At 44.7% G+C, this 12,889-nt stretch carries 12 protein-coding genes; 1 reads left to right on the top strand and 11 read right to left on the bottom strand.

From position 1 onward, the window contains the following. Positions 1-55: 55 nt before the first annotated feature. Genes F8N35_RS02470 through F8N35_RS02460 form a run of 3 tightly spaced genes read right to left on the bottom strand, consistent with a single transcriptional unit; the run spans position 56 to position 3,687 of the window. A complete protein-coding gene (locus F8N35_RS02470) occupies positions 56-1,039 on the bottom strand; it encodes a M28 family peptidase (RefSeq protein ID WP_293049764.1) in 984 nt (327 codons plus the stop codon). 12 nt (positions 1,040-1,051) lie between these two features. Next, the gene (locus tag F8N35_RS02465; RefSeq protein WP_293049763.1) at positions 1,052-2,545 is read right to left on the bottom strand and encodes a DUF3943 domain-containing protein; all 1,494 of its coding nucleotides are present in this window, start codon (positions 2,543-2,545) and stop codon (positions 1,052-1,054) included. Then, complete coding sequence (locus F8N35_RS02460) at positions 2,542-3,687, bottom strand: hypothetical protein (RefSeq protein WP_293049762.1); 1,146 nt, start codon at positions 3,685-3,687, stop codon at positions 2,542-2,544. Before F8N35_RS02460 ends, F8N35_RS02465 begins: the two co-directional genes overlap by 4 nt. A 137-nt stretch (positions 3,688-3,824) precedes the next feature. Here F8N35_RS02460 and gldF point away from each other — a divergent pair, with 137 nt between their 5' ends. After that, a complete protein-coding gene (gene gldF / locus F8N35_RS02455) occupies positions 3,825-4,550 on the top strand; it encodes a gliding motility-associated ABC transporter permease subunit GldF (protein ID WP_293049761.1) in 726 nt (241 codons plus the stop codon). Positions 4,551-4,633: 83 nt separating this feature from the next. Here gldF and nadC read toward each other — a convergent pair whose 3' ends face one another. From nadC to kduI, 8 genes are all read right to left on the bottom strand, one after another. Further along, entirely contained in the window at positions 4,634-5,476 is an 843-nt protein-coding gene (nadC, locus tag F8N35_RS02450; RefSeq protein ID WP_293049760.1) for a carboxylating nicotinate-nucleotide diphosphorylase, read from the bottom strand. 54 nt (positions 5,477-5,530) lie between these two features. Then, entirely contained in the window at positions 5,531-5,926 is a 396-nt protein-coding gene (locus F8N35_RS02445) for a DUF4783 domain-containing protein (RefSeq protein ID WP_293049759.1), read from the bottom strand. 64 nt (positions 5,927-5,990) lie between these two features. Next, positions 5,991-8,036, bottom strand: coding sequence for an NAD-dependent DNA ligase LigA (gene ligA / locus F8N35_RS02440; protein WP_293049758.1), 2,046 nt, complete (start codon positions 8,034-8,036; stop codon positions 5,991-5,993). A gap of 114 nt (positions 8,037-8,150) precedes the next feature. After that, on the bottom strand, positions 8,151-8,387 hold the full coding sequence (locus F8N35_RS02435) for a hypothetical protein (protein WP_293049757.1): 237 nt from the start codon (positions 8,385-8,387) through the stop codon (positions 8,151-8,153). Between the two features lie 630 nt (positions 8,388-9,017). Next, positions 9,018-9,524 carry a 5-(carboxyamino)imidazole ribonucleotide mutase gene (gene purE, locus F8N35_RS02430; RefSeq protein ID WP_293049756.1) on the bottom strand — a complete coding sequence of 169 codons (507 nt, stop codon included), beginning with the start codon at positions 9,522-9,524 and terminating at the stop codon, positions 9,018-9,020. A 150-nt stretch (positions 9,525-9,674) separates the two neighbouring features. Next, on the bottom strand, positions 9,675-10,808 hold the full coding sequence (locus F8N35_RS02425) for a DUF4861 family protein (protein ID WP_293049755.1): 1,134 nt from the start codon (positions 10,806-10,808) through the stop codon (positions 9,675-9,677). 97 nt (positions 10,809-10,905) lie between these two features. Then, positions 10,906-11,688: a gluconate 5-dehydrogenase gene (locus tag F8N35_RS02420; RefSeq protein WP_293049754.1), complete on the bottom strand. Its 783-nt coding sequence runs from the start codon at positions 11,686-11,688 to the stop codon at positions 10,906-10,908. Between the two features lie 95 nt (positions 11,689-11,783). After that, positions 11,784-12,626, bottom strand: a complete 843-nt coding sequence (kduI, locus tag F8N35_RS02415) for a 5-dehydro-4-deoxy-D-glucuronate isomerase (protein ID WP_293049753.1) — start codon at positions 12,624-12,626, stop codon at positions 11,784-11,786. Positions 12,627-12,889: the final 263 nt, after the last annotated feature.

The raw sequence follows: 12,889 nt of genomic DNA, 5'->3' as shown, positions 1-12,889 counted from the left end.
ATGACAAAGGCAGTCTCAAACGGACTGCCTTTGTCATTTAATATAGTGCTACAAACTATTTTTCGCCGTAAATAACGCCAAGCAGCGTCTGTCCTACCACGAGAAGAGTTTGTTTATCGACATTATCCATAGTATCGTGCGTTGTGTGCCAGTAACTACCAAAGCCTGTCTGACTGTGAGGATCGAAATGAATTATATCAACACAGGGAATTCCAGCCAACCGATTTACATAAATATGATCATCGGTAATAGCACCTCCGGTTCCGTCTACAAAATTGGAAGTAAAACCATATTCACGAGCCTTATTCCAGACCTTCTCAACAACAGAAGGTGCAAAATTCAATGATTCCTGCTCTTTATAGAAGACAGCTCCGGGAGCTCCCACCATGTCCAGTAAGATCCCGAAACGAGCTTTATATCCTTTTACATGCGGATTTTTTGCCCAGTATTGGGTACCGAGACACCACGAATCTTCATCGTGTGCACCCTGATAAAACTCAGGTGTTCCATAGTCTTCCGAATCAAGAAAGATAATATCAACGCCGATCGCCGGTTGCTGTTTATTAAGCTGTCGTGCTACTTCCATCAACACCCCCACCCCGCTGGCAGCATCGTTAGCACCCATAACAGGCTTGTGATGGTTTGCCGGATCTTTATCCTGATCGCACCATGGACGGCAATCCCAGTGAGCACAGAGCAAAATTCGCTCTTTCAACTCGGGTTTATATGAAGCAATAATGTTGGTTGATTTTAGGATAGTTCCGTCATATCCTTTCAAATCGGCCTTTTGCCGAATCACTTTGGCTCCAAAGTGCTCCATCTTTGTTACCAGATAATCCGCACATGCATCGTGCGCTTTTGAATTAGGAACCCTTGGTCCAAAATCACACTGCGTTTTCACATAAAGGAAAGATGAATCGGAGTCAAATTGCGGCACCGCCACCTGCGCTGTCTGATCAGTTGACGCCGACTGTTTGCTGGCAGAACTGCAACCTGCCACAAAAAGCAGAAGACAACATACAGTAGTAAATTTATTCATATGGATAATTGCTTAAAACTTATATTTCAATGAAACTTTCGCATCAAATGTAGCATAACTCACAAAAGGGAAATGCACGTAATTAGAGGTTCGGATAAAACTGCGTTGTTCAAACGCCAAGCCTAATGAAGGTGACAGATCAAAATCGAAGGTTGGAGTTATCATAAAGATGGAAGTACGCCCCTTATCTCCCTGAGCATTCAAATAAAGTTGCTGTTCGTGAGTCAGGGTCGTCAGATCCAGTCCGGTCGGATAACCCTTCCACGTATAAATATTAAGATTGTAGAGTTTGATTCCGAATTCACCAACACCTTTATACTGCAAAGTAGCACTGAGATTAATACTAAATCCCTGTCCCATACTATATTCCCGATTCATTAATTTGAAGTGATCCGACAAAGAAGCTCCCAACAAAACAACATTGGCATAAGTTGCCCCCACAAAACCAAGTTTTTCATTTTCGGTATCAAGCTTATAAAGCAATCCCGGGCCAAACGAAACAGTTTCTGCAACTTGATAGGGAGTAACGTTTGAGCCTGTTGACAAAACAGGATTTGAATCAAAAAAATTAAAGTGTTGATAGAGGCCAATAACCAATTGCTGTTTATTCGACAGTTCAACATTTCGGCCAGCCAGCAAACCGACTGCATTGACAGAACTAATGGTAGGTTGACCGCCTCCGAAACTAAAATTCATCCGGATATTAAACCAGTCGTACGGTTGATAGTTCTCTTTCTCAAACGGGTTACCGTGTTTTGCCTGAAAGCCCCAATCTGTAGTATATGCGCCCTGAAAAGCGTGTCCTTTTTCAGAGACATATCGTTCACCGATAGAAACTTCAAACACCGTAGGATTATAGTGAAAATACTCCGAGCGACTATTCCGCTTTACTCGCCATGCTTTACCTGTCAAAAGACGGTTAAAGCCCTGCATCGGAGAAAGAAGTCCGCCCAGAAGCTCTCGCCCAAAACGAGCTGCACCAGTTCTGGAATCATCATACACAGATGATGAAAGCCGAAATAGCATTTCTCCCATCATAGCACCTCCAAGGGTCGTCGCCATTAAATCATTGATTGCCGGAGGTTCCGTCTCCATCAGATTTTCCCACATCATACTTCCGCAAAAGGAATAGGGCAACGATTGCCAAAAATTCATTCCATTGGAACGGGCAGCAGCGAAGTACAAACCGCCATGGTAGGGATGCGCAAACAGGTTCGTATTCAACTGGTCATTATCCCACACCCATTTATGCGTTATATTCTGCTTCATGCTGGCCAAACTGATTCTCGCAAACTCAGCTCCTGCCAAATAATCCATCCCCCAAACTCCCAGATTCAAGCCGACCACCTCGGTAGCGGCGACCAATGGCTTTTTCTTCAGTTTCTCTACCGTCTGCTGGATACTATCAGAATACGCAGGCACCCCACGTGACTCTGCGATGCCCTGAGCAAATACGGGCAGACAAGAAGTTAATACAAGTAGCAATATATAAATAATTCGCTTCATAACCTGCTTGATTTCAACAAATTAGGCAATACAATACCTAATTCAATAATTGGTTTAAGCTCTGCGGAGGTTTTCCGGGAAAGAAATCTCCGAATAGAATAACCACCCGAACAAATTACGGATACCTGCTTATCAAGTGCCAGTTCAAAATTAACCCGCCCTTCTGCCGACAACGCTGTCTTTTCTCCCGTATCCATGAATTTGGAGATAAAGCTGGCACCGGCATCCGAGCTTAACGTAAGTCTTCCGATCTGTTTGTACAATCCTAACCGATAAAAGAACATACCCGATGAAGTTGTATGCGGTGCATCATAAGGAGTCCCCAACCCCAGAATCGTGTAAGAGATGCAGTTCATAAAACGAAATCCGACATTCAATGTAGCCAGATTGCTGTAATAAATCACAGGACGTATTTTCGTTTTGGGAGAGATGGATACCAATCCAATTTTGAGAGTGGAAGAATCTGCCGAATAATTCACAAGCCCCACCTGGACGCCTTTCATTCTACGGGCAAAATTGGCAACTCCAACTTGCACACCCCGCATGGATGTTGCATAATTAAATCCAGACAGCTGAATCCCACTACCTTTATTCAATGTAAAATTAACAATACCTGACAGCTGGACTCCGTGCATATCGTTCGCCACATTAAAACCTCCGGCTATTTGCACCCCAGACAGCATCTCTCCGGTAATATTCATAAGAGCAGCAGCCTGAAGACCGTCGGTATTGAACATACAGATATTTTGCACACCGGACAGTTGAACCCCGTGCTGATTTACAAAATTCATATTGGCCAAACTACCAATCTCAACGCCACTCATAGACGCTTTATGAATATTGTAAAGACCTGACACCGTAAGACCTTTAGCGGCTCCTTCAATGCGGGAATAAAAACCGGCCACCTGCACACCTGTCATCTTACCTGTTGTAATCCCACTAAATCCATTTGCGCTGAATCCATAGAGATTATTTACTTTTGATTGCAACAGTCCGACAGAGACCATCAATGAATTATCGTATGTATAAGGGACAATCGCTACAGGATTCCATAGCGACACATTCAAACATTTAATATCTGTTTGAGCAGAAAGAGAGCCTGTTAGCAAGCAGGTAAATATCAAAATCAAAATTTTACGCATATAGGCTCTTCTATAAAAAAGGTACACAAAGGTATTTATTTTTCGTTTTACTGCAAGCAAGGCTTTTATTTTTCATTTTTCTCCTATATCTATTTGCACTATCTTTGTCTCTGTATTTTATATAACCAGATTCCATCATGCTTGTTTTACTCAAAAAAGAATTTGCCAACTTCTTCAGTTCTGCGGTAGGTTACATCATTGTTGGTATTTTTCTTTCCCTTACCGGACTGTTTTTATGGGTATTTCCCGGAGAATATAACATTCTCGATTCGGGTTACGCCCAACTCAGTGGTCTTTTCTCGCTTGCCCCATGGCTTTACCTGTTTCTGATACCGGCAATTACCATGCGGCTCTTTGCCGAAGAAAAACGGATGGGAACTATCGAACTCATCTACACCCGCCCCATCAGCAAACTACAAATCGTTGCGGCTAAATACCTTGCAGGTTTGCTTCTGGTAGCAATCTCTCTTATCCCCACCATCATCTATTATTTTTCGGTCTATCTAATGGCAGAACCGGTAGGAAACATTGACTCCGGCGCTTTTTGGGGATCTTTTATCGGACTGCTTTTCCTGGCATCCGTTTATGTAGCAATCGGCATATTTACTTCCGCATGTACCAGCAACCAGATTATCGCTTTTGTATGCGCAGTGACTCTAAGCTTTATCTTCTATTTTGGGTTCGACCTTGTCGCCTCACTTTCTCTTTCCGGTGCCATGCAAGCATTTATTGCTTCCATCGGAATCAACAGTCATTATATTGCAATGAGCCGGGGAGTAATTGACAGCCGCGATGTTGTCTATTTTCTGAGTGTAATAACCGTTTATTTCCTTTTTACCCGCTGGATTATCAGAGCAAAATAAAATCATTGGCACCCGATTGTGCTAATACAAGAAAATCCGTCGTACAGATTATGTGCGACGGATTTTCTTATGTATAGGGTTATTTATTTTACCGCCTTAAAGCTCATATCGAGACTCTTCACTGAGTGAGTCAACGCCCCGACTGAGATATAGTCGACACCGCATTCGGCATAAGCGCGAAGCGTGTCGAAGGTGATTCCGCCCGACGATTCGGTTTCAAAACGGCCTGCGATCAGCTCTACCGCCTTTTTCGTATTCTCAACCGAGAAGTTATCGAGCATAATTCGATCGACGCCTCCCAATTTCAATACCTGTTCGATTTCGTCGAAACTACGCACTTCGATTTCTATTTTCAACGACTTGCCCTTTTCCTTCAGGTAGTTTTGCGCAGAAAGAATAGCTTTGTCGATACCTCCGGCAAAGTCGACATGGTTATCCTTCAACAGAATCATATCGTACAAGCCGATCCGGTGATTGACGCCACCGCCAATATGCACCGCTTCTTTCTCCAACAAACGCAAGCCTGGAGTGGTTTTGCGGGTATCAAGAACACGGGTTTTCAGACCTTCGAGCTGTTTCACGTATTTGCGGGTAACGGTAGCCACGCCGCTCATACGCTGCATAATATTCAGCATCAAACGTTCGGTTTGCAGCAGCGAAAGAATCTTTCCTTCCACCACAAAAACGATGTCACCGGGATTTACTTCGGCACCGTCATTGATAAACACTTCGATTTTAAGCTCCGGATCGAAGGCTTTGAATATTTCTTTGGCTATTTCAACCCCGGCCAAAACGCCTTTTTCTTTGATGATGAGCTGCGATTTTCCCATCGCCGTTGCAGGAATACAGGAAAGTGAAGTATGGTCGCCATCGCCTATATCTTCGGCAAACCAGATTTTGATCTGTTCGTGTAAGTTATCAATCATTTTTTAAGTAGAAAATAGTCGGTAAAAAGAAGCCGATAGGCAGTCTCCGACTTGTTATTCAATGCGTAGTTGATATATTTTCAGCACATTTCCCTCTTTTTTGAATAACATATTTACTCTGAAAGAAGATGTGGCTGTGGTAAGTTGTCCCACAATAAAGGAAACATTGGCACGGGATCCCTGATGGAGAATCTCAAAAGTTTTAGTTGGCTGTTTGGCAAAAAAATCGGCCACGTGATTGCGAGCCTGAACCTTTGGAAAAGTATCGTCCACCTCTGGCAGCACCAGTTCTACGCTGTTGCAAAAATAGGCCGATAGTGCGGTTGCATTCTTTGCATCGAAGGCAGCTGCAATGGATGCGCTCTGACTCTCAAAGCTTTGTGCGTTACAAAACTGAGCAGTTACAAGCGTAGTCAGTATAAATGATAAAAGTGCAATACACCGCTTCATAATCTATTGTTTTTGAATTGTAAATTGCAGTGCAAAGGTACGCACTTTTACACCAATTAGCAAGTTAAAACAGCGTTCCCTGAGGATTGACGGGAGTTGCAGAAGCTGGAGCCTCTCCTATCATCGTCAAAAACTCCTCCTCACTGACAATTGCCACACCCAATGCTTTGGCTTTCTCCAGTTTGGCCGGTCCCATATTAGCTCCGGCCAGAATAAACGAAGTTTTGGCCGATACCGATCCGGTTTCTTTGCCTCCGTTTTGTTCGATCAAAGCCTTGTACTCGTCTCGGGAATGCTGTGCAAACACACCGCTAACAACCACAACCTTACCTTCGAGCAAAGAACTTTTAGCGGCCAGCTCAGCCTCCGAAACCGCCAATTGCAGGCCATATTCCTTCAAACGTTCGATCAATGTCCGGTTGCGTTCGTCGGCAAAATAATCGACCACGCTTTGAGCAATACGCTCACCCACATCGCGCACGGCCGCCAGGTCGGACTCTTTGGCCTGCGCCAATGCTTCGATACTTCCGAAGGCTTGCGCCAGCGTCTTAGCCACCTTTTCCCCAACGAAACGAATGCCCAGTGCAAACAGTACCCGTTCAAACGGCACCTGTTTGGAAGCGGCAATGCCTTCAATCATATTCTGCGCCGACTTCTGCCCCATCCGCTCCAGACCGACAATCTGCGGAACTTTCAACTCATAAAGATCGGCTATATTTTGAATCAGATCCTGCTGATAGAGCAGATCGACCGTTTCGGAACCAATGCCGTCGATATTCATCGCCTTGCGGCTGATAAAATGCTCGATCTTACCTTTAATCTGAGGAGGACAGCCATTTTCATTCGGACAATACCAGGCTGCTTCGCCTTCGTTGCGTTGCAGTTCGGTGCCGCAATCGGGACAATGAGTAATGAACTGTATCCGTTCGCCCGCTTTTGCCCGTTGCTCCAAATCGACACCCATAATTTTTGGGATAATCTCGCCTCCTTTTTCAACAAAAACCGAATCTCCCAAATGGAGATCGAGGTTTTCGATAAAGGCGGCATTGTTTAACGTTGCCCGCTTTACGGTCGTTCCGGCAAGCAAAACGGGTTCAAGATTGGCCACCGGAGTAACCGTTCCCGTGCGTCCCACCTGAAACTCCACACTCTTGAGCACGGTAGAGACCTGCTCGGCCTGATATTTGTATGCCACCGCCCAGCGGGGCGACTTGGCCGTAAAGCCCAGCTCCTGTTGCTGACGCAGCGAATTTATCTTCAACACAATGCCATCGGTTGCCACAGGAAGCTTGCTCCGCTCTTTATCCCAATAGTGGATAAAATCGAATACTTCTTCCATATTTTTGCACTTACGCATGGCATCGGACACCTTGAAACCCCATGATTTTGCCTTTTGCAGGTTCTCATAATGACCGTCGCACGGAAGGTTTTCACCCAACAGGTAGTAGAGATAAGTATCGAGTTGACGTTTGGCCACCTCGGCAGGATTCTGCAACTTCAACGTTCCCGATGCCGCGTTACGCGGATTGGCAAAAAGCGTCTCTTCCTGCTCTTCTCGTTCCTTGTTCATCCGGTCGAATGACTCCCAGGGCAACAGAATTTCACCCCGAATCTCGAACGAAGCAGGATAATCATTCCCCTGCAAGCGGAGCGGAATAGCCCGAATCGTCTTCACGTTGGCCGTCACATCATCGCCCATCACGCCATCGCCACGGGTCACGGCACGTACCAACATTCCATCCTCGTAGATCAACGAAATAGAGACTCCATCGAACTTCAGTTCGCAAACGATCTCAAACGGTTCATCGATCAGCTTCGCTGCCCGGTTGAAGAAATCGGCCACCTCACTTTCGGAGTAGGTATTCCCCAACGAGAGCATCGGGTAACGGTGCGCCACTCGCTCGAACTCCTTGGTAAGGTCACTACCCACCCGCTGCGTAGGTGAACTGGGATCGTAAAAATCGGGATGAGCAGCTTCGAGTTGCTGCAGCTCTTTGAGCTTCATATCGAACTCGTAGTCGCTGATAGAAGGTTGCGACAAAACGTAGTAACGATAGTTGTGATCGTGCAGTTCGCGACGAAGAGTTTCTATTTGTTGTTGGGGAGTCATAATCAGGATAATTCCAAAAGTTTAACGTTACCAAAGTTCAAGTAAATCAACAGGTCTTCAATTTAGGGCTTCACTTTTAATTCACGTGACTTAGACTTTTGCTCCAAGCGAAGCCTAAGGGTGAAAAAGCAAATTTCCAAATAACACCAAAGCAACCATTTCAATGAAACAAAAAATCAGAGTTAAAGCGGCAGAAATAATGATAGTGGTATTGAGCTGCCAGGGGCGCTTCTCATCGGCATAAAGCCAACGAATAATCTTCCCATCTATTGCAAATGACAAAACAACAGCCATCAACATTGAAATAAGCAAGCCAACTCCATGAGCAAAAAAGACAAGCAAAGCAAACACTACAAGGAAAATCAGTTGTGGCAAACAATACCACTTCAGAAATTTCAGAATATGTTTTGGCAATAAAATGAGTAAAGACGGTATCAACTTAAACAAAAGAAAGATGATCGATAAAAAACAATCATGGAGAGCAAATCCATGTTCTTTTTATGCGTGTACAAATCTTCAACTCCTATTTTGGTTTTACCTTCTTTTGATAATCCATAGATAGGGTATCTTTCATTGGGCGATATCAGACCGGTAGATATCTCTGTAGAATCGTTCAACTTTATTTTAACTTGAAAAGGGGAGGTCGGTTCAAAAAAAACATAGGTATATGTATCCGCTTGAATCTCTTGATGCCTATCTTCGAATTTGAATTCCGGATTAGTATTGCTATCTGAAAAGTCAATATATGCCCCATTCTTGACCAAAAAATCATTCAACTCAAAACTAACACGATTAGGAGCCGGGTCAATCGCTTTACTAAGAAAGCATGACCCCACAAACAATGTTATGAACAGAAAGATGATTCTCATGGCAATAAAGGGGAATATTCGTGCAGTTCGCGACGAAGGGTTTCAAAATCAGATAAAAGAACAAAGACAGACGAATTGGTCTTGGCACTTGGTTCTTGATTCTTGGATCTGCTTAGTTGGTTTTAAACTTAAACTTTACCTCTTTCAACTCTTCGTTGGCCTTCACGATTTTCTGTTTCAGGCCTTCTTTGTAATCGATCAGTTTGGTTTGCAGGCTTTCGTCGCCGGAAGCTAAGATTTGTACCGCCAACAGAGCCGCATTCATCGAAGCATTGATACCGACAGTTGCCACGGGGATACCCGGAGGCATTTGCACGATAGCCAACAATGCATCCATACCGTCAAGCGAAGCGTTGATGGGCACGCCAATCACAGGTAGCGGAGTCATCGAAGCGATTACACCAGGAAGGTGAGCTGCCATACCGGCCGCAGCCACAATCACCTTGATGCCGCGTTCGCGGGCACCTGTGGCAAATGCTTCCACCTCTTTGGGAGTACGGTGAGCCGAAAGGGCATGAATTTCGAACGGAATCTGGAACTCGTCAAAAACCTTGGCGGCTTTTTCCATAACGGGCAAATCGGAGGTACTGCCCATGATAATGCTAACAACCGGAGTCATAGTAAAATGGTTTAATGATTTGATATTATATTGATTACTTCTTTACAACGGGATTGAATTTTGCTTCAACGAAATTACATCAAATTTTGCCAAAGACAAAAAAGCCGCACAGGAAATCCCACACGGCTTTCGAACAAATATCAGCTCATTTTATTTTACAGTCACCTTCAACGGACTTTGCAGTTTGAGGCTAAAGTCACGCAGGTAATCGAACCAAACCTGATCATTGGGGAAGCCCCACTGACTCCAGCCTGCACCGAAGTAATAGGTAAATTTGGTACCGGGTTTGTAGTTGGCAAAAGCAAGTACGTGGTCGCCCTGTTGCTTACCGGAAAGCATCTTCCCGCTTCCGAGAACAGCTCCCACATAATCGCGTCCGGCAGGAACACCGGCATCGGAAGTAGCCACTTCACCGTAACCGATATAACCGGCTTTAGCATCAATTTTAGAAACCCCTTTTTTATCATGCAAGAAGAGTCCGGCTGCCAGTTTCATTCCGACAGGAATTTTACCCGCATACGACACAACGGCTTTGTTCAACTGCGAACCTGCATCGATCGAAACGGTATAAATCTCTTTCAACCATGTTTTACCAACCTTCACTGAGTCATACGTCAACTGAAAAGTGGTGCGCAACGGACCGTTTTCAATCACCTTCCATTTGCTGTACTGGTTCTGCACCCACAGCGTAGAATCGGTATAAGGAGCAATCCCTCCCGCACCCAGTGTGTGAGCCACCTTGTAGCAATCGAGTCCTTCGCCGTAGTCCACATGATAGTGAATCCCCTTTTGGAGATCGTTGTAATAGAATTTATCCACAATCAGGGCTTCGGTCTTTTTCAACCATACATCCACACCGTTGCTGGGGTTTTCGTTAGCCAGTTTCGGGCCATACATGCGGAAAGCAATGCGGTCGTTTTCCCATGCAAAGTCGTCTTTCCGTTCTGGAACAAAGCGTCCGAACGTTTTTGCAGCAAACTTCTCGGGAGCGCCGCCTTTGATTTCATATACAGCCGAACCGTTGGCTTTCACCGTTGCCGGAAAAATCAGCGTCAGTTGATTGGCCGTAACCTGATAAGGCACCTGAGCATCCTTGGCATCAACCACGATAAAACTTTTGGTATCAGCTCCCAGTTTTTGCTTTACCACAGCCATGCTCACCGACACCATCTCTTTGTTGCGGTCGAAACCCAACGAATTGGCTACCGTTACCTTCAGCGAAGCGGCAAATGCGGTTGAAGTAACGGCAATTGCCATCCATGCGATTACTAATTTCTTCATCATTGTGCGTTATTAATTCAAAAACAGAAGAATCAAGACGAACAACCGGACAATACCGGCTGTTGCTTGATTCTACAGGATTGAAATTTATAAAACAAATTTATTTAGGTTGTTTACCGATGTAAGCCAAAATACCACCATCGACATACAACACGTGACCATTTACAAAGTCAGAAGCGCTGGAAGCGAGGAATACTGCGGGACCCTGAAGATCTTCGGGAGTTCCCCAGCGTGCTGCAGGAGTTTTGGCAATGATGAACGAGTTGAAGGGGTGACCTTCTTCGCGCAAAGGAGCAGTCTGAGGAGTAGCGATATAACCCGGACCGATACCGTTACACTGAATATTGTATTCGCCATATTCGGAAGCGATATTCTTTGTTAGCATTTTCAAGCCACCTTTGGCAGCAGCGTAAGCAGAAACTGTTTCGCGTCCCAGTTCGCTCATCATCGAGCAGATGTTGATAATTTTACCTCCGCCTTTCTGAATCATGCCGGGGATAACCGCTTTAGAAACGATAAACGGAGCATTGAGGTCAACGTCGATCACCTGACGGAATTCAGAAGCCTTCATTTCAATCATCGGAATACGTTTGATGATACCGGCGTTGTTAACCAAAATATCGATCACGCCCACTTCTTTGGCAATCTGAGCTACCATAGCATCCACCTGATCTTCGTTGGTCACATCGCAAACATAACCGTGAGCTTCGATGCCGCTATTTTTATACTCCTCAACGCCTTTCTCTACGAGATCAGCATTGATATCGTTGAAGGTGATGGTAGCGCCTGCACCGGCAAGTGCCTTGGCGATAGCCATGCCAATACCGTAAGAAGCGCCGGTTACCAACGCTACTTTTCCGTTAAGTGAAAATTGATCTGTCATTGTTGTAGTGATTGATGTAAAATTGTGTGTGTGTATTCTTTGTATGAAAACAGGGTTATCACCGACAAAAGCCGACAACAATCCTGCGTTATATCTTATCTGAGTTCTTCAATTTTGAAGAAGTCCTGATCGCCATAATCAACATTTTCGCCGCCCATACCCCAAATAAAGGTGTAGTTAGCGGTTGCTGCTGCCGAGTGGATCGACCATTGGGGGGAAATCACAGCCTGATCACCCTGCATCCAGATGTGGCGTGTTTCGGTAGGTTCGCCCATAAAGTGGCATACTGCCTGACCTTCGGGTACTTCAAAATAGAAGTAAGCTTCCATACGACGGCTGTGAATGTGAGCCGGCATGGTATTCCACACGCTGCCCGGTTGCAATTCGGTCATACCCATCTGCAACTGACAGGTAGGCAACACCTGATTTACGAGCATTTTATTGATATTTCTATGGTTTGATGTTTCCAGTGCACCCATTTCGGCCACCACGGCATCAGCTTTGGTTACTTTTTTGTCGGGATAGGTTTGATGAGCCGGAGTAGAGTTGAAGTAGAACTTGGCAGGCGACTTGGCGTCGGCGCTTTCGAAATAGACTTCACGATCGCCCATACCCAGATACAAAGCCTCTTTATAACCCAATTCAAAGGTTACTCCATCCACTGTAACTTTTCCGTTATCGCCCACGTTAAATATTCCAAGTTCGCGACGTGACAGGAAATAGGGCATTTTAAGCGGATCGATAGCTTCAAGCGACAATTTTTCTCCGACAGGCATTGCTCCTCCCACAATCAGACGATCGTACATGGTATAAACCATATTCACTTCGTTTGGTGCGAAGATTGTTTCAATCAGGTGCTCTTTGCGGAGACGTGTGGTATCGTAATGCTTTGCGTCCTCAGGATGAGCAGCATAACGAATTTCATAATTTGTTTTCATGCGTTATTTTTTTTGACGTAAAAGTTCGATATCATGCCGGAAGACTTTTTTTCTTCATCTTGCCGAAAGAAAAAATTGGTTTTCCAGTTCACAAAAATAGTAATTTATTTTCAGAGAAAAGACGAAAATACAGTCATAAAACACAGAAAAGGGCCTCATTTTTCCTCTCAGCATCCAATGTGGTAAACCAATCAACACCATCATCTTTTCTTCAATCTTTTTTAACTAAAAATTCCAGTGTTCAAACGATGATTTCCTGCTCA

Origin of the sequence: Paludibacter sp. (assembly GCF_009712605.1) — a bacterium.
In the GTDB taxonomy this organism is placed as follows: Bacteria; Bacteroidota; Bacteroidia; order Bacteroidales; family Paludibacteraceae; genus Microbacter.
The sequence above is the reverse complement of the archived record's forward strand: the minus strand, read 5'-3'. Positions and strand labels throughout refer to the sequence as shown.